At 51.1% G+C, this 17,086-nt stretch carries 22 protein-coding genes; 13 read left to right on the top strand and 9 right to left on the bottom strand.

What is annotated here, in order from left to right:
* Positions 1-138: 138 nt before the first annotated feature.
* Positions 139-405, bottom strand: a complete 267-nt coding sequence (locus tag KIS29_02850; GenBank protein ID MBX8639261.1) for a hypothetical protein — start codon at positions 403-405, stop codon at positions 139-141.
* A 62-nt stretch (positions 406-467) separates the two neighbouring features.
* On the opposite strand from KIS29_02850, the gene KIS29_02845 reads away from it, so the two are divergent.
* The 3 genes from KIS29_02845 to KIS29_02835 all read left to right on the top strand — a co-directional run bounded on the left by KIS29_02845 (position 468) and on the right by KIS29_02835 (position 2,201).
* Entirely contained in the window at positions 468-1,220 is a 753-nt protein-coding gene (locus KIS29_02845) for an APC family permease (protein MBX8639260.1), read from the top strand.
* A gap of 36 nt (positions 1,221-1,256) precedes the next feature.
* Positions 1,257-1,508, top strand: coding sequence for a hypothetical protein (locus KIS29_02840; protein ID MBX8639259.1), 252 nt, complete (start codon positions 1,257-1,259; stop codon positions 1,506-1,508).
* A gap of 270 nt (positions 1,509-1,778) precedes the next feature.
* Positions 1,779-2,201 carry a UPF0179 family protein gene (locus KIS29_02835; GenBank protein MBX8639258.1) on the top strand — a complete coding sequence of 141 codons (423 nt, stop codon included), beginning with the start codon at positions 1,779-1,781 and terminating at the stop codon, positions 2,199-2,201.
* Between the two features lie 24 nt (positions 2,202-2,225).
* On the opposite strand, the gene KIS29_02830 is transcribed toward KIS29_02835, so the two are convergent.
* Genes KIS29_02830 through KIS29_02810 form a run of 5 tightly spaced genes read right to left on the bottom strand, consistent with a single transcriptional unit; the run spans position 2,226 to position 5,034 of the window.
* The gene (locus KIS29_02830) at positions 2,226-3,434 is read right to left on the bottom strand and encodes a molybdopterin molybdotransferase MoeA (GenBank protein ID MBX8639257.1); all 1,209 of its coding nucleotides are present in this window, start codon (positions 3,432-3,434) and stop codon (positions 2,226-2,228) included.
* Positions 3,431-3,931, bottom strand: a complete 501-nt coding sequence (locus KIS29_02825; protein ID MBX8639256.1) for a molybdenum cofactor biosynthesis protein MoaB — start codon at positions 3,929-3,931, stop codon at positions 3,431-3,433. The genes KIS29_02830 and KIS29_02825 overlap by 4 nt, the downstream gene beginning before the upstream one ends.
* On the bottom strand, positions 3,918-4,358 hold the full coding sequence (gene moaC, locus KIS29_02820) for a cyclic pyranopterin monophosphate synthase MoaC (GenBank protein MBX8639255.1): 441 nt from the start codon (positions 4,356-4,358) through the stop codon (positions 3,918-3,920). The genes KIS29_02825 and moaC overlap by 14 nt, the downstream gene beginning before the upstream one ends.
* Positions 4,352-4,777 (bottom strand): molybdenum cofactor biosynthesis protein MoaE, encoded by a 426-nt coding sequence (locus KIS29_02815; GenBank protein MBX8639254.1) that lies wholly within the window; start codon positions 4,775-4,777, stop codon positions 4,352-4,354. The genes moaC and KIS29_02815 overlap by 7 nt, the downstream gene beginning before the upstream one ends.
* A gap of 2 nt (positions 4,778-4,779) precedes the next feature.
* A complete protein-coding gene (locus KIS29_02810) occupies positions 4,780-5,034 on the bottom strand; it encodes a MoaD/ThiS family protein (GenBank protein MBX8639253.1) in 255 nt (84 codons plus the stop codon).
* Positions 5,035-5,124: 90 nt separating this feature from the next.
* Between KIS29_02810 and dapA the strand changes: the two genes are divergently transcribed.
* The 6 genes from dapA to KIS29_02780 all read left to right on the top strand — a co-directional run bounded on the left by dapA (position 5,125) and on the right by KIS29_02780 (position 12,251).
* Complete coding sequence (gene dapA / locus KIS29_02805; GenBank protein MBX8639252.1) at positions 5,125-6,009, top strand: 4-hydroxy-tetrahydrodipicolinate synthase; 885 nt, start codon at positions 5,125-5,127, stop codon at positions 6,007-6,009.
* Between the two features lie 162 nt (positions 6,010-6,171).
* Complete coding sequence (gene purC / locus KIS29_02800; GenBank protein MBX8639251.1) at positions 6,172-7,077, top strand: phosphoribosylaminoimidazolesuccinocarboxamide synthase; 906 nt, start codon at positions 6,172-6,174, stop codon at positions 7,075-7,077.
* A gap of 33 nt (positions 7,078-7,110) precedes the next feature.
* The gene (locus KIS29_02795; GenBank protein MBX8639250.1) at positions 7,111-8,025 is read left to right on the top strand and encodes an NAD-dependent epimerase/dehydratase family protein; all 915 of its coding nucleotides are present in this window, start codon (positions 7,111-7,113) and stop codon (positions 8,023-8,025) included.
* A gap of 408 nt (positions 8,026-8,433) precedes the next feature.
* Entirely contained in the window at positions 8,434-9,897 is a 1,464-nt protein-coding gene (locus KIS29_02790; GenBank protein ID MBX8639249.1) for a hypothetical protein, read from the top strand.
* A gap of 579 nt (positions 9,898-10,476) precedes the next feature.
* Positions 10,477-11,442: a Dam family site-specific DNA-(adenine-N6)-methyltransferase gene (locus tag KIS29_02785; protein ID MBX8639248.1), complete on the top strand. Its 966-nt coding sequence runs from the start codon at positions 10,477-10,479 to the stop codon at positions 11,440-11,442.
* Positions 11,443-11,807: 365 nt separating this feature from the next.
* Entirely contained in the window at positions 11,808-12,251 is a 444-nt protein-coding gene (locus tag KIS29_02780; GenBank protein ID MBX8639247.1) for a PIN domain-containing protein, read from the top strand.
* A 219-nt stretch (positions 12,252-12,470) separates the two neighbouring features.
* Here KIS29_02780 and KIS29_02775 read toward each other — a convergent pair whose 3' ends face one another.
* Both KIS29_02775 and KIS29_02770 read right to left on the bottom strand, forming a co-directional pair.
* Complete coding sequence (locus tag KIS29_02775) at positions 12,471-12,863, bottom strand: type II toxin-antitoxin system VapC family toxin (GenBank protein ID MBX8639246.1); 393 nt, start codon at positions 12,861-12,863, stop codon at positions 12,471-12,473.
* Positions 12,850-13,083: an antitoxin gene (locus KIS29_02770; GenBank protein ID MBX8639245.1), complete on the bottom strand. Its 234-nt coding sequence runs from the start codon at positions 13,081-13,083 to the stop codon at positions 12,850-12,852. Before KIS29_02770 ends, KIS29_02775 begins: the two co-directional genes overlap by 14 nt.
* A 429-nt stretch (positions 13,084-13,512) precedes the next feature.
* Between KIS29_02770 and KIS29_02765 the strand changes: the two genes are divergently transcribed.
* Together KIS29_02765 and KIS29_02760 are read left to right on the top strand one after the other, a co-directional pair.
* Positions 13,513-13,719 carry a hypothetical protein gene (locus KIS29_02765; GenBank protein ID MBX8639244.1) on the top strand — a complete coding sequence of 69 codons (207 nt, stop codon included), beginning with the start codon at positions 13,513-13,515 and terminating at the stop codon, positions 13,717-13,719.
* Positions 13,716-14,117: a type II toxin-antitoxin system VapC family toxin gene (locus KIS29_02760; GenBank protein ID MBX8639243.1), complete on the top strand. Its 402-nt coding sequence runs from the start codon at positions 13,716-13,718 to the stop codon at positions 14,115-14,117. The genes KIS29_02765 and KIS29_02760 overlap by 4 nt, the downstream gene beginning before the upstream one ends.
* 389 nt (positions 14,118-14,506) lie before the next feature.
* Here the strand turns inward: KIS29_02760 and KIS29_02755 are convergent, their stop codons facing one another.
* Complete coding sequence (locus tag KIS29_02755) at positions 14,507-16,150, bottom strand: DUF262 domain-containing protein (protein ID MBX8639242.1); 1,644 nt, start codon at positions 16,148-16,150, stop codon at positions 14,507-14,509.
* Between the two features lie 165 nt (positions 16,151-16,315).
* Here KIS29_02755 and KIS29_02750 point away from each other — a divergent pair, with 165 nt between their 5' ends.
* Together KIS29_02750 and KIS29_02745 are read left to right on the top strand one after the other, a co-directional pair.
* Complete coding sequence (locus tag KIS29_02750; protein MBX8639241.1) at positions 16,316-16,630, top strand: hypothetical protein; 315 nt, start codon at positions 16,316-16,318, stop codon at positions 16,628-16,630.
* On the top strand, positions 16,627-17,086 hold a 460-nt coding region (locus KIS29_02745), incomplete at its 3' end, for a hypothetical protein (protein MBX8639240.1). The genes KIS29_02750 and KIS29_02745, both read left to right, overlap by 4 nt.

Below are 17,086 nucleotides of genomic sequence, written 5' to 3'. Positions count from 1 at the left end.
CGGTAATACAAATTACTCGTATTCCAAGAATGTCGCAAGCTCGGGGGCTACTACACCTTTATTCCCCACGGGCTGGGCGCAAGGGGGGCTTCCGCATATGGCGCCTGGTTCCAGCAGTTCCATGAGCTCTATACATATTCACTCTTCGGCTCCCTGGGTTTTGCGACCACGCTCTATCTCTATTTTCCTTTTTTCCAGACCATACCATATCTCTGGGTCGGCTTCTTCTTTATACCGCAGATAGCCATTTTCCTGCTCGCCTATTACGGAATCAAGCCTTCGCTGCGCTATGTTCTGTATACCGGAGGGGCGGAAGCTCTTTTCCTTCTGGCGTCCAGCCTGCTGATAATTTTCGATGTCGGCCGCGGAAATACGCTGACAGTTTTCACGCTTGCGCCGACGCATGACCTTGTGCTCCCGCTCTTCTTCGGTCTTCTTTTCGCCGCCGACTCAATGACAGGTGCAATATCGCCCGCAAGTCTGGGGAGGAGATAAAGGACCCGAAGAGAAACCTGCCGAAGGCGTTTTTCGGAAGTATTCTGGTGGGAGGCATCACTCTTATTGTGGCATCCTACGCGCTCACAGTCGGATGGGGCATTTCGAACATGGCAACATTCGGGACATTTTCCAATCCTGGCCAGATTGTCTGGGACAGGTACCTCGGCCCGGTGGGCGGCATCATACTGGCGAGATTCATAATGAACAGCTATTTCTCCTGCGGCGTGGCCGGTATGACTGACGTGAGCAGGATGTGGTACTCCATGGCGAGGGACGGTATGGTATTTCCAAAGTCTATGGCAAAGGTACATGAAAAGTACAGCACGCCCCACAGGGTACTGATACTGACATTTGTCATAGGAACAGTCGTGACGCTGACAGCCGGCCTTCTCCTGGGTCCCCTGAATGTCACAATATCGCTGGCAATAACCTCCACGCTCTCTTGGATAGTTGTCAAGATGGCCACTTCCGCCGGGGTACCGATTTTCGCCAGGAGAGTCCTCGGCAGGGTTCACTGGTTCTTCCATGTCATCATCCCGCTGGTCGTAATTGCAATGACAGTTGTGATAGTTTACGCCACATTCGTCCCCCTGCCTTCCGGCATTCTGCTCTACGGCGCACTCATCTTTCCCGTCTATGTAATTCTGGGCGTTATCATTATAGAATACCAGATAAGGAAAAATCCGGAACTGATCCGGGAGGCAGGTAAGTTCTCTGTCTGAAATGCTTTCCGGCCCGAAGGCTGCCGGGTGAGTCAGATGTATTCGATCGGCCTGGATGTGGGAACAAGCTCTGTAAAGGCGCTCGCAGTGGGAGATTCATATCGTGTAGTGGCGGCAGCGCAGAAGGACTATCCCTCTCCCCTTATAACACGCTATCCGGGGTGGGTGGAAAGGGATCCGGAGCAATTCTATACCGTCTCGATCGATGTGCTGAAACAGGTGGTTTCGCGCCTTCCGAGGAATGCCGGAGACATCGGCAGTCTTTCAACATCCGGGAGAGAATCCTGATGTGTTCTGCCGGTTCATGACACATCAAACTATACCGTATCCGTCAACCGGACACGTCTATAGCCGTTTCCTCCTGGTTTCCAAAGTTTGACATGTGCTGTCTCTATATGCGCAGGCTGGTGTGCGCCAGACAGGCTGGTGCTGACTGGCATTTCCACTGAATCCGGTCTGCAGGTTTACGGATAGCAAACATATAATATGCGTCAGTCTGCTATTGCCCCTCCGTGTATGTCTTACAGTCGGATCTGGAGAAGCGACTGAGGTAAAAGGATGCCCGGAATTACGCTGATTGGTGAACATATCGCCAGGGAGGGAGGTGCATTCATTTTCAACGGGCCCTCTCCTGAATGCCGTGACTGCAGACTCAAGGTAGCCTGCCTGAATCTTGAACCGGGACAGCATTACAGGGTAGTTGAAGTCAGATCGAAGCATCACGACGATTGCGCGATTCATGAAGGCGGTGTCAGGGTTGTCAGGGTCGAAGAGATAACACACAGGATAGCCGTACGCAGGAAGCAGGTTGTAGAGGGATCGGTCATAGTTCCGGACAGGAGGAGCTGCAATTTCGTCGGTTGCCCCAGTTACAGGTGCTGTTTTCCGCAGGGCGTGCAGAAACAGAAATTCAAGATAATACGCGACCTCGGACCGGTGGAATGCAGGATAGGCGAAGAACTAAGGATGATAGAGGTGTAGCTGAAGATCCGCCGGTGTCTTCCATCAGCAGTTCAGCAGTTCAACGCCCACAATGTCACCGTTGCCGATATCCTTTCCCGCAGGCTGCCTGACAATTCCGTCAGCCATCGAGATGCTTGTTATGGCACCCGATTCCTTGAAAACCGGAATGCATCGGCCATCAACCACCTTCACCGGTATGAGCCGCTCTGTGGCGTTATCGCCTCTGCTCTCTCCCGAGAATGGGGCCGTAATCACAATGGCAGGCTGGCTGTTTCCTGCCCCCGACATTTTTCTGACGGCTGGTGCGACCAGATAGTGTGCGCCGAGGAAGGAGGAGACCGGATGGCCCGCCAGTCCGAACACGGGCCTGCCCCTTACAACGCCGAACATCGTAGGTCTTCCGGGTCTCATTCTCACGCCATGGAAAAGCAGTCTTCCCTCCTTTTCGATTGCACCGGCAACAAAATCCCTCTGGCCGGCCGAACTTCCGCTTGCAAATACGCAGGCGTCATATTTAAGCGCTGAAACAAGCGCTTTGCGTACCTCATCGTTGTCATCTGCCACAGTATCCATTATGAAGGCCCTCCCTCCTGCTTTTTCAACAACGGATGCTATGGTGTGCGAATTGACATCATATATCTGTCCCCTGCGCGTCTTCCGTCCCACCGGGGAAACCTCGTCACCCCCGGGTATTACAGCTACGACAGGCCTTGCCGTCACCCTCACTCTTGCCATGCCCTGTGACGCGAGCGCACCGAGGATTCCTGCCGTTATCCTCTGCCCTTTCGCCGCAACAACATCCCCCTTTGCTATATCGATGCCCCTGAACGAAACATTCTCTCCCCTCTGCACCCTGAATGAGAAGGAGATTTTTCCCTCATCCGCGTTTTCATCCACACGCTCGAACATGACCGAAGCGTCAGAACCTTCAGGCATCGGCGCGCCTGTTGCGATGCCGACGCACTCCCCCTTTCCGACACTCCCTCTGAAGGAGTCGCCCGCCTTCACGTGGCCGATGATCCCAAGCGTGACCATCCTTCCGTCAGATGTGTCAGCGCTCCTTATTGCATACCCGTCGACCGTCGACCGGTCCCATGGCGGCACGTTTATTCTGCCCCTCACAGTCTGTGCCAGTATCCTCCCGCGGGCGTCATCGATGTGTACAAACTCCGACCGCCCGATGCCCCTGGTATGTGCTACAGCCGTCCTCACCGCCTGTTCAAGTGTTCTGTAGTTCCAGTTGCCGCTCATCTGCGGATCTCCCTTATTATGTGACCGATCTCAGGCAGTATTATGGCCTCCATCGCAAGACTCACAGCCTCAGGTGAGCCCGGAAGGCAGAAAACAATCTTTCCCTTGATTACGCCGGCGAATGCGCGGCTCATTATTGCAGCGCTTCCTATTTTCATGTAGCTCAGATATCTGAACAGTTCACCGAATCCGTCGAGTAATTTTTCCATAAGCGGTCTTAGCGTTTCATAAGTCACATCCCTGGATGTTATGCCTGTGCCGCCCGTAAACACTACAGCCTCCGCTCCTCCGTCAATCGATGCAGTCAGCGCGGAGAGTATTTCCCGGCCGTCATCCTTCACGATGCTGCGCACTGCAACACTGTGGCCCGCGGCGGAGACAAGTTTTTCTATGATTGTGCCCGAACTGTCGGTTTCGTGTGTCCTGCTGTCACTGACCGTCACGATGCCGAACAAAACCTTCTGCGGCGAAGTTTCCCTGTGGTCATGGACTGCCAGCGGATCCCTCCTTTTCCTTCGACACAACCCTTATGTCGCTCATGCACGTGAAAGGATACTGCCCCTCCCCATCCTTTTCCGTCTTCTTCACCATGTCCCAGATGGTCAGCAGCGACGCGTTCACCGCTGCAAGCGCCTCCATTTCAACGCCGGTGCCCCATCTGGCCTCAACCCTGCACATGCAGCGGACGCCTGCGCTGTCTATCCTGAATTTCACCTGAACTCCCGTCAGCGGTATCTGATGGCACAGCGGTATCAGTTCGGATGTCCTTTTTGCGGCTGCTATGCCTGCAATCTCGGCCACCGTCAGGACATCCCCCTTTCTGTTCTTCCCGCGAATCGATGCGATACTTGCCTTCCGCAGCCTTATCCTCCCTTCGGCCACTGCAACCCTTCGCACGACTGGTTTCGAGGTGATGTTCACCATCGATGTTTCGGTTCCTGCACCCTTTCTGACTGCCATTCCTCAACCTCCCCGATCTCCTTTTTCCAGATCGGTACTTTTTCCTTGATACTCTTCACGATCCCGGCGCACGCCCTGAAGCCTTCCCTTCTCCTCACTGACGAAACGGCTACAACGATGCTGAGCTCTCCCGCACCGACACTTCCAATTCGGTGAATGACGGCAGCATCAGACAGCCTGTATCTTCTGATCGCATTTTCCAGTATTTCCGAAATCAGTTTCTCTGCCATGCTCCGATAGCACTCATAATAGAGGGAATCAATTCTCCTGCCGTTTTCCGAAGGCCTGACACGTCCCGTGAACAGTACGGTTGATCCGCACCCTGCCGTATTGAGTTTTCCGAGCGCCATCCGCTCCGTGATAGGACCGTCGCGCAGTTCCACTCTCAAAGTCCACCACTCACCGGCGGCATCAGCGCAATGCTGTCTCCCGGGAAGATCTTTGCGCTGTTCCCGGCGAATACTTCGTTGACTGCCACAAGACATGAATCCATCATCGCGGAAAGCGACCGGTGCTGGATGGAGATCTGTTTTTTCAGCAGTTCCACAGTCCAGCTGCCGTCTCCCGGCATCTCCACCTGTATTGCATCAGATCGTGCAAGCTCCCTGAACCGTGCAAACAGCATCACTGACATCTTCATGCAGAGGATTAATACCTGTTTGTTTATCAAGCTTGACCGATTTAAGGGAAATAAGATTAATATGATAACTGCATTCAGAAACCGGTTTTAATGACAGAAAAATTCTCCGGTGTGTTTACTGCAATGATAACCCCGTTCACCTTGTCAGGCGAGCTGGATGAAACAGGACTCGTCGATGTGCTTGATTATCTTATATCGAGGAAAATAGACGGAATCTATGCTGCCGGGACAACGGGGGAGGGCATCTCCATGTCGGTCAGGCAGAGGAAGAGACTGGCTGAGATATGTGCGGACAGGTGCAGCGGCAAGGTACCGCTGATAGTCCATGTCGGAGCCAACGCAATTGAAGATGTGAAGGAACTTTCGCTCCATGCAAAGGAGACGGGCGTAGACGCAATTGCGGCCGTTCCAGGGAGCTATTACAAACCTGACCAGGAGGCGGTAATGAAGTATTACTCAACTATATCCTCGTTTACCGATCTGCCCATGTTCATGTATCACATCCCGCCGATGACGGGCGTCCATTTGAGTCCCGAGACGGCGATTGAAATCATGGAGGAACATTCCAGCATTATAGGCATAAAGGACAGCAGCGGCGATTTCAGAAACCTTCAGCAGCTTGTTTACGGAAAGCCAGACGGCAGGATAGTTTTTTGCGGCACGGACGACTACTTCCTTCCCGGCCTCATCACAGGCATGGACGGATGCGTGAGCGGTTATTCCAATGCATTCCCTGAAAGCTACGTGCACCTTTACAGACTTTTCCAGGACGGCGAATTTTCAAAGGCAATGACAATCCAGTCAAGGATTTCCGGGCTGAGGGCCCTCCTGACAGATCCGCGCATTCAGCCGATTAAGGAGGCTATGAAACTGAAAGGCGTGAATGCCGGTTTCGTAAGGCCGCCGCTCAGGCACATGACCGAAAAGGAAACCGCCAGGCTGAAACGTGAACTCAAGTCACAGGGTGCCATCTGAAATCATTCTGCGCTGCAATGCAAGCCAGCCGATGCTGCGTTTGCCGTTGCGTCAGCCGCGCACAGACTTCGCGGAAGAACCGCTGTCCGCTGTTTCTAGGCAATAGTTAATAAGCACCAATTTTATGGACGCTGAAAGAACCTCAAAAAGGCGGTGAATTATTTGCAGCTTCTCAGAAAGGGCAAAGTCAAAGAGGTATATGCAGTGGACTCTTCGACGCTTGAGTTCGTTTTTACGGATCAGATATCTGTATTCGACAAGATCATACCAGTGACGGTGCCCCATAAGGGTGAGTCGCTCTGCAGGACCAGCGCTTTCTGGTTTCAGTTCGTCAAAGATATGGGCGTCAACACACATTTTACCGAACTCGTCGCATCCAACAGGATGCGCGTGAGACGCTTCGATGTCATAACCGATTATGCAAAGATCAACGGCGAAACGAGACATTATCTTATACCGCTTGAATTCGTGATGAGATACTACGCAGCCGGCAGCCTGATGGATCGTGTCGCAAAGGGAGAAGTGAAGGCGGCTGAACTCGGCTTTCCGCCGGGCCATGCAGTCAGCTACGGTGAAGAACTCCCTCAGCCCTATTTTGAACTCACGACCAAGTTTGAGAAAACGGACAGGCATCTTTCTTTTGAAGAGGCAAAGTCAATATCTGGCCTTTCTGCAGAAGAGCTGGATAAGATCCGCACTCTGATACTGAACATAGACACTGCAGTTCAGGAGGAAGTGGGAAAAAGGGGCCTGATACATGTCGACGGCAAAAAGGAATTCGCCCTCGACAGGGTGAGGAATCCCGTCCTCGTGGACACCTTCGGGACCTGCGATGAAGACAGATGGTGGGATCTTGATGCATATGCGCAGGGGAAGATAGAGGAACTCAGCAAGGAATTCGTCAGGCAGTATTACAGGAACACGGGCTACTACTCGAAACTGGAAGCATCGAGATCGGCGCATGAACCGGAACCGCCTATACCTGCTCTCCCCGGGGACATCGTTAAGAAGACAACGCAACTGTACACCGACATGTTTGAAAGAATAACAGGCGAATCCTTCAGCTGATTCGCCGCACGAATAAAAAAAGGAAGTGAAAATATGAGGGCACTGGTCACAGGCGTATCCGGACTTATAGGCGCGCGTATTGCAGCAGCCTGCAGGAAGAGGGGTTGGGATGTAGCCGGCATCGACATAGTGAGATGCGACGATCCGGATGTCGATTTCGTGAAGGGGAGCATTATGGACCCCAAGGCGCTAAAAAAGGCAATCGGCGGGTGCGATTACGTTTTCCATCAGGCGGCAGCATCATCTTCGCCCATGTTCTATCCCGATCCGACAGAGGGCGTCGCTGTCAATACCATAGGCAGCATCAACGTGTTCAGGAACGCGGAGATCGAAAATGTTTCAAAGGTTGTGGCAGCATCCACTTCCAGCATTTACGGGAGTCTGCCGCTCCCTTCAAGGGAAGATCAGTTCATAACAGCCGCACCGAATATGTACGCCGCATCAAAGCTGGCAATGGAAAATCTCGGAAATTCGTTTTCTGCTGTCACCGGCGTCGGCATAGTATTCCTGCGTTATTTCAGCGTTTACGGCATCGGCGAGAGGAAGAAGGGAAAGATAGCCAATATGATTTCGCAGTTTCTCTGGGACGCGCTTGAGCTTGACGGAAAGGGAAGAAGGCCCCTGATTTACGGAAACGGGGAACAGACGAGAGATCTCATCTTTGCCGATGACATTGCAAAGGCAAACATAGCGGCTGCCAGATCGAAGATTGTCAACGGCGTCTACAACGTAGGAACGGGGAGGGAGACATCGCTTAACCAGATGGTATCCATGATTTCGGAGGCCACGGGCAGGAAACTTGAGCCTGAGTATGTGAAGAACCCTATCAGGAACTACATCTTCAGGACACTCGCCGACACCTCCAGAGCAAAGAGGGAGCTCAATTTTACAGCAGAAACAACTGTCGAAGAGGGTCTCAGGAAACTGATAAGTGAATTGAGCGGCTGAGCGCCCGGAACTCTGCACGATCCGGCCGCAAGTTTTCTAATGCGCTCCGGCATCCGGAATCCGACACCCGCCGCAGGTCCATGTTATTTCACGGGCCTGCATTCACGTGCAGGCCGGGAAGGAGGCCTTTCATGTCCGAAATGCTCTTCCTGTGCAATTGAGTGAGTTCTGCGCTGATTTCACTGTGCATAGACAGCGTCCCGTCCCATGGCAAAGCGATGGCCGCAGTTGTGCCTCCGCATTGATGGCCGACTCCTGCACGCTGCTGCAGGCAGTCAAACACGCAGGCCGGAACGCAGGCACATAAGGGCATGGGAATTTATTCCCCTTCAATCCAGGGCGTGCATTCTGCAGCCGTTTCTCCGCAAATGTTAATTAATGACCGCAAACTGGCCCTCATGTTGTATCATGCCTCAGGAAAAGCCGGCCGACCTTGACGCTGCACTTTCCGCAGATCCCCTGCTGCTTGCAGAGTTTGTGCTCTACGTGTATTTTCAGAACACACAGAAGATTTCTGAAAATGAAATCAGGTCGTCCGTTGAAAACGCGCTGGACAGCGGTTATACGCCTGCAGGCAGGGACACACTCGCAGACAATCTCGTAAAGCTACTTTTCGGGACGAAGATACAGAAACACTCTTTTTCTCCGGAGGCTGCGAAGGAAGCCCTTAAAAAGCTGCTGGATCTCCTGAATGAAGCATCCGAAAAGGGCCACAGATACCTGGATGAGATGGTAATCAGGAACTATCCTGTATTCAGGCCGATGCTTCTCGACAGCTATTCGAGAATTCTGAAGGAAAGGAGCATCTATGCCTCCATAAACAGTCATTTTCAGGCCGAAGCGGAGATTTACAGGGCCTCCTCCCTTGTTTTCCCGGGAACTGCGGAAAGCGCCGGAAAGAGGTTTGACGGTATGTATTCCGGGGAGGAGCAGGTCAGGGCTCTTGCCGATCCTGCTGTCAGGGAAATGGAATTTCTCCAGTGGTTCAATTCCAGGTTTGTCCTTCCTGCCGTCGAGCTTCTTCCGCCTGAATGGTATTTTGCCGAATTCAGGCGGCTCATGAGCGACAGGGTGAGACCGATCTTTGAAAGCGTCCTGAACCAGAGAAATTCGCTCTTCACAATTTCACGTTTCAGGAAAAATAGCGCCCTCTTCACCGATGCCGTGTCAAACGAGGAATTTTCCGTCAGGCTGAAGAACGGAGCGGATCTGCCTTCAGGTAAACTGATGGAGTGCACACTGATAAGGCATGCAAATTCTTTCAACCTCAACAGCCTGCTGAAGTTCATTCCCGACGATCAGGCCGCATCGATGAAGTCGGACATAATACGCAGAAGGAAGATTATGGCGGCCGTCGTGAAGAAATTCTCTGAACGGCATGGCTCGCAGACGCTCCTGCTTCCTTCGCTTCGTTCGGCTGTTGCTGCATATGACGATTTTGTGAAGAGCCTCGACTATCCCGAAAAGGGCGAAATCGGAACTCCGCTCCTGCTAAATTCCGAAGTGTTCAGGCAGTATCCGGATTATCGTGCTGCGCTCCTCTGTGAGGAGAACAATTTCTACATTTCACTGCATTACCCGCTGCTGATGGATGTCATGAACGGTTCAACGCGGGGACCGGATGCGGTGGAGACGGTTAAGTCCTGCTTCGAGAACAGACTTGCCCTTCCGTTCACTTCGCTGAAGAGGCTGTTCGCCGAGAAGAGAGAGTCGCTTTTGGCAGCGCTTCGGGTTGCCTACAGCAATCTGAACACGGCAGATGAGATGCGCGTCTTCATAATGAGGTCAAGAAACCATTCATGGGAGTATTCGCCGCTTCCGCTCTTTTCCAGCCCAAACCGGTTTCTCGACTTTTATGTCCTGATGGACTGACATGCTGCGTCATTTGCCCCCAGCAGCCTGACATGGCCGTGCTCCTCTGCAGTTTCGCTTCCGGACTGGCATTATTCTGAAATTCGGCAGATCATTTTCACAGCATTGTTTTTGCCCTGCAAACGGGAAGCAGCCTAATTAAGGGGCAATGCAGGTAGAACGAAAAAGTTAATCATTTCGAAAGGCCATTAACAGATACAGCAAAGCCGGTGCGGTAAATGCCTCATGCCAGGTTCTGTAAGTGCGGAAGGCCCACGGACAGCGTCGGAGCCTGCCCCACATGCGGGCAATTCCCCGCGTTCTGCAGGTGCGAGCATGTCCGGTTCTCCGACGGGCTGATGCACGATGCCATGGTTTAACGGCATACTGTCGGGATGCATTCAGGCAGAACGAGTCTGTCCGGTGGTGTTGAACGGTAATACCAGGCGGCAGGAGACCGGCTGAGCGGAATATGATATTTGAGGAACAGAGGCAGGCCGCTCCTGCTGCCGATGCCGCAAACCGCAGTCAGGGATAAGACTGAATATACCGAAAAGTTTCCTGAGGACGGTGCGAGTTATCCCGGGGAGTAAAGATTCGATGTCAGGCGGAACCAGATTGCTCCATGCTTCGGTCCCGGCAATGAGCAGCCGCCGTGGCAGGGCGACGCACCGCATTCCTCATGATGTGCCGAAGTGCACTCCGTTTGTAAAGTGGGCAGGGGGCAAAACTCAGCTCATCAGGCGCCTGGAGTGCTATTTTCCGAAATCCTTCAATCGCTATTTTGAGCCCTTCCTGGGTGGCGGATCCGTCTTTTTTCACCTGGCGTACCTGAAACCATCCCTGAAGGCAACAGTCTCTGATTTGAATGCCGATCTGATCAACGCATATGAGGTGATACGCGATGATTTGGGCAACCTCATCGGGCAGCTCACAGGACTTCAAAGGGATTTCAGGGCTATTCGTAACAGCAGATCAGACAAAAAATTATTCTATACCAGTATCCGCTCACTACCGCCCGGTCTTGAGTCCAGTCCTGTCGAAAGGGCCGCATGGTTTATTTTCCTGAATAAGACCTCATTCAACGGCCTGTACAGGGTCAACAGCAAAGGGGAGTTCAACGTCCCTTACGGGGACTACCCGGACGTTACACTGTTCCATGAAAAGAACCTCAGGAATATTCATGCCCTATTGAACAGGGAGGGGATCGAGTTGCTTCGGCGTGATTATGCCGAAGTACTTCTTCAGAATGCAGGAAAGAACGATTTTGTTTATCTCGATCCGCCTTACTACTCTGACAGCAACAGGGGTTTTACAGGTTACAACGCCTCTCTGTTTACCGGAGCCGATCAGGCAAGGCTTGCTGAGATTGTCAGCATACTAACGGAAAGAGGCTGCAAGGTTGTTGTGAGCAATGCTGATTCGGCTTTCGTCAAAAGGCTCTTCGACAGGACGAGACCTGCGGGACATAATTATTACTATGAAAAATTGAAGGCCCTGCGTGCAATAAACTGCAACGGTTCCGGCCGGACCGGCGCTCTTGAACTTCTGATTCGCAATTTCTGATAAGGTGGCACAATCCCTGTGCGACTGGAAGGCAAACAATGTTGAAAATTGCAAACCGGCCCGGTGCTTTGGCAGCCGGTTTTTCAGTAACTCCAATATATTGAGATATGTGGAAAATGGTTCATTAATTATGAAACTAGTTCAGGCCGAGATTCCAGAAGCGGAGCATCTTCTCCTGAAAAAGAGGGCCACTGACGAGCACAAGACCCTGCAGGAAGTCATAAGAGAAGCACTGAAATCGCATTTGCTCTCAGACAATGTTGATGTTAAAGATCCATTTTTCAGGGCGTTTCCAATGACAGGAAAGGCAGGCAGGAAGGAAAAGACATCGACTGATAATGATATCATAATTTACGGCTGCAAAAATGATATTCGCCGACACTGGCGCATGGTATGCTCTCGCCGTGGCCGACAACATCAACCATGCTCCTGCAATAGCTTTCCTCGAAGCCATATCGTCCGGCGAATTCGGTAAGATGATCACAACGGATTACGTTCTTGCAGAAACATATACCCTGTTGAGGATCAGGAAGGGAACGGAATTGGCCGCGCGCTTTGCCGGGTCTGTCGCTCAGAGCTCAAACGTGAAGACCCTCCGGATTGGCGAGAACGACTTTTCCCTCGCACTGGAAAAGCTCCTCAGATTCAAAGACAGGATGCTGAGTTTTGCAGACTGCTCAAGTTCAGTAGCCATGGACGCTCTCGGGATAACTGACGTGTTCGCATTCGATTCCGATTTCAGGACACTGGGTTATAAACTGCATCCGGAACGGCAAGAGCAGATTGAAGATCATTGCCTCTTGTTTTGACCGTATCGATTCCATACTGTTTTCTGTACAGATCGCTGCAATTGGCCAGGTAGCAGTCTGTCGAATCCCGGACTCCGTACATTGCCCAGCGGGCGTGGCGGGATTCGGTTCTCTTAATGCGTTTACACAGTGTCACGCTTGAGATGCATTTGTCCAGCGGAGCCGAAGTCTGTGAATGAAGTGAACACTTCTCGTGGAGAAACTTCCGCTCATTGTCCTTCACCATGATTCAAGTTCCAAGTCTTGGAAGCGTGAGAAATGGTTCTTATTGTTTGTTACCAGCGTAAGACCATTCGATACTGCAACAGCAGCTATCATGGCATCTCGAAAGTCGACAGATTCCCCCTGTGAAGCCAGGTAAGCCGAGTTTTCTCCCGCCCGCTCCGAAGATTCCATGCTCAGTGGAAGTACGTCAAGTCTTTCCAGAAGATTCTTCACCTTCCGTACGCTTCCTTTCTTATCCCTTGAGCGGTGAGCGCCATAGAAGAGCTCGAACGAGTTTACTATCGTGGTTGCCTGCCTACCCTCGTCATCCAGCTCTCTGAGCTTGCCCCTTGCCTCAGGTTTCCCTCTCAGGATGGCTATCAGGAAGTCTGTGTCAAGGCACTTCATTCCTGATCCTCTCCCTCATCGCTTGCCATCCCTTCGACAGCTCCATATTGATTTTGGTCTCCTCATGATCTGTCAGCTTCCAGATCCCAAAGCAATCTGACAGGCTGCCCCTCGTATGGGCCAATCTGAGGATGACTTCAGTGAAACTTTCATTCCCCCTCCTTTCTCGTTTCAGTGACTCGTATGCTTCATTTGTGATGGAGATATTTTTCGTTGCCATACAAGTATGTGTATGTGTGCACACACTTATATCACTTGGCATGGGCCTGCCGAACGCACGGTCCGGTTTTCTGGCAGGCTGGATTCTGTGTTTGGGCAACAGAAGACTACTGACAGGATCGAAACAGGCAACATCCAATCTTTTTAGAAGACGACTCTCCTAAGCGGAAAGTAAGGACTGAATTATGCCTTTCGACTCGAAGGGGAAATCGAAGAAATAAACGGGCGCGCGCCTGAACAGAGCGGGCGTGGTGGGACTCGACTCAAGAAGCGCGTTTACATCGTATCCTTTCAGGCTCCTCCCCTCTTTCCGAATTTCGAAGAGGACTGTTTTGCGGGAATAAAGAGGGATAGCTAAATATACAGATTGTATACAGACTGTATACAGATTGTATACATATAACACTAAGGTGGTAATATTAAGACAATTATGATCAACGACCAGGCCTACGAAAAACTCATTAGAATCAAGGGAAACAAGAGCTTTTCCGAACTTCTCTCTGAGCTGGCTGATAGCACAAAGCAGACCAACAAAGTGTCCATTTTGAAATTCGCGGGTTTGATCGACAGGAATGAAGCTCTGGAACTGCATAAGGCAGTGTTGAAGGTAAGAAGTGGTCTCAAGGCGAGACTGTGAAACTGTTTCTCGATTCTTCGGCTATAATAGAGTTGTTTGCCAACAACACCAAGGTCCTTCTTGCAATTGAAAAGGCAGACGAGATCTATACTGGCTCATTATGCGCATACGAAGTATTGATGGGCGAAAGGTTTTCAGAAGGGAAAAGCCTGAAATCCCATTATAAGGAGGTTAGCGCGTTTTTCAACAATGCAGCAACATTGCCTTTTACTCATGACGACTCAAGAACTGCTTCTGATATGATGGCAAGGCTTTCATTAAAGGGCGGGAGAGTTCCCGATATGGACATACTCATAGCAGCACAGGCCCTGAATAGCGGATGTGTAATATTGACCAACGACATCAGGCACTTTGCAGTCATTGAAAAGGAAACAAATCTCGAAATGCTGAGTTTTTGACGGTATCAGGACAGCTCATATTTTGTCAGCACGCAGTGCTCGCTCCTTTCCCAAGTCAAGTTGTGGAATGGAGACGTGGGATCAAAAGGGCTGGAACCCTTGACTCAAAACAGCAGCGGAACCAATAGGTCGACAGCTGCCTTAACATGGCGGGCGTGGAGGGATTCGGCCCCTTTGGTGCGTTTACGTCCGTTGATAAAGAATTCAATTGAGGCCGGATAGTGCATGGCCTGCTATTTATCCCATTTCTCCATATGACTAGTAGCGTGACTCAAAACTCTTTTCCTTCTTCATTGTAAACAAAGATCCGAAGTAAGGATGACTCAGCCTATTTGATGGTATGGCATGTAAGTGAGTTTGCAAACGAGTATGGACAGTGCCTCCGCAGACTACGGAGGGTTGATTCGCGCATTCAGTGCGTCTGAAATTAACTCTGACCGCTTTGTAAGAAACTTCTCGTAGTCATCATTCAAGACTCCAAACTCCCCAAGGTCACCGATAAGATGGCTCTTCAGTGTTGATTCGAGGCGTGGGTTAGTCTTGGCAAAGGCCCGAATGTACTTGCTTGGGGGCTTGGCGCCAATGTCACGCTTGTTAAGATAATCGTCGACTAAGGTGATGTTCGGGACGACATTCATTTCCCAGTCGTCCCAGTGTTTCCCACTGGGTAAAGTTTGCGTTCTCAAGAAAGCCTTAGGGAAAAAGTGATGGAAATTCTTGCTCGTACTTATCTTTAGCCAAGAGTTGTCAAGCTTGACCTTCGAGTCGTTACGAAATGATTTTGGCTCAAAATAGGCGTAAAGACATAAGATCGCCTTGGAGAAACTCTCCCCCGCCGAGAAGTAGGTCTGTTTGAGAGAATCAACATCGATCTCGATGGGATCATAGTCCGAATAGTCCGGAGTCGTTTCATTGAGGATAAGATCCATTCTCTTAACGTCAGCCCCTAACTTGGTTTCCGTGGCTGATGTAAATCTCCCCGACAGGGCAGCTCGCCAGAAATATTGAGAGAGGAGCTTGTCTTGGGCCGCAGATGGATGATTTCCTTTCATTTGTGTGAAGAAATAGGTAAATGGAACTAATAGTGAATCGTAGGGAAGAAGGCCAGAGACGGGAATTCTAAACTTGGTCGAAATGTAGTCCACTGCCGAGAATATTCCATCTACAACATCGTCCCAAGAGTCTATGAATTTGGTCTTCTCGAGTTTGAGGATGGTCTCCCTGCGAGCCTCTTTGGAAAGACAAACCGAAATACATTGAAGTACGGTTATGTCATGGATAGTTTCGAATCCTGCGTCCCTGAGACATTTGGTCTCGAATCCATCGCCCTCAACCAGAAGGTTGTACCGTTCCGCCAAGTCAAAACGTCTGGTCTCATCATACGTCTTGGCGACCATTATCTCAAAGAGTGTGAGCTCCGTGCCGGCAGTGTTGATGCGGGTAAACACATCGACCGCAACATCAATCGGGTGGTCAGATATTACAACTGTCGAGAAGTCATAACCAGTGAGACGGGATCTGTAGAGGTCGATCCTCTCAAGATCGCGCTTCGGATAAGAACCAGCAAAGTCGGATATAGACCCAGTCAAGAGATCCTTCACGGAAATGAGGTTACCCACGTCATGCTCAGTCGTGGTAAGAGAATCGCTGGTTTGGGGGTCTAGCGAGAGGTCGACAAAGATTGAGCCAAAGTCTATCTTCTTTCCTTCGCGGTCCACTCTCAGACCCATGCGAGTTGCAAAGAGGGCCGTTATACGTTGCTGGCCGTCTAAGACATACGTGACTGCATCTCCTTTCGGAACTTCGGGGAGTTTGGCTTTTCCGATCTCCTTGTAATGGCGAAGCTCTTCTCGAGTCTTCCAAAGAATGAACGTACCGATCGGATAGCCCTTTAGCACACTGTCAATCAGGGATGCTGCTTGGTCAACCTTCCAAACGAAGTCGCGCTGGAATTTGGGGATTTTCAGGTAACCTTGCTCTATGTCTGAAATCAAGTGATGATACTTCTTAGATTGAATCTCGGGCTGCTTGATCGTCATCGCAATCATCTCTGAGCATCTGATCGAGTATTTCAACCCTATGTCGACACCTATGGCGGCCATAAAGGGTTAGGAAAATAAGCGTTTTTGATTCGATTTTTGAATTGCCAGTGTGCTCGGACCGAAGAGTCTAAATAGTTAGTAGTATATACTACTGTTATGACCGTATATCCGAAGAAGAGAAGGACGAAGGCAGGCAGGGAGTACTACGAACTGTGGGATGCAAAGAGGGTTGGCGGCAAGGTCGTGATGAAATATGTGGGCTATCTCGGAAAGAGTCCGAAGTCCATACAGGAGCTGACACCCGAGCAGCTCCTCCCGTATGTGCGGAGGCTCATAGACACGGAACTGACGGATGTCGAGATGCAGCGCATACTGAAGAAGATGGGCGTGGAGACAGATGTGTGGCCCATCACGAAGATCATCATTGAGAATGACATGAAACTGAAGAAGCTGCTGCTCAGATTCAAGTGATTCTGTTGGTGGAACTGCACTTCACCACGGAGTCCACTGAATGCACGGTGTGCTCGTCCGAACTCCTGGCGTACAAGACGAAGAGAAGGAACGTCAGATCGGCGGATATGGGCTGCTTCGTCGCTGTCGAGCACATGAGACAATGCGGGAATGGCCACCCCCGCATTGTCTTCCGTTCCGGGAGGCTGAAAAACATTGTCAACGGGCACTGCACCTATGCCAATGATGTGATGGCGTCAGCGGCGACAATGCGCTTCATTGGCGGCCGCAGCTGCAGTGAGATTGCACGCGCATTGGATATAGGCATATCGGAGAGGCATGTCAGGCGCCTCTCCAGCACAGCGCTTGAAGTCTTTGCAAACATACATGAGAAGGGCGGCGACAGGCTCAAACAGCTGCTCGGCAGATGGGTACTGCAGATAGACGGCACGGTTGACGGCGAATACGACATGATTG

Origin of the sequence: Candidatus Sysuiplasma jiujiangense (genome assembly GCA_019721075.1) — an archaeon.
Classification (GTDB): Archaea; Thermoplasmatota; Thermoplasmata; order Sysuiplasmatales; family Sysuiplasmataceae; genus Sysuiplasma; species Sysuiplasma jiujiangense.
Note: the sequence above shows the minus strand (reverse complement) of the source record. Positions and strands in the feature narration are given on the sequence as shown.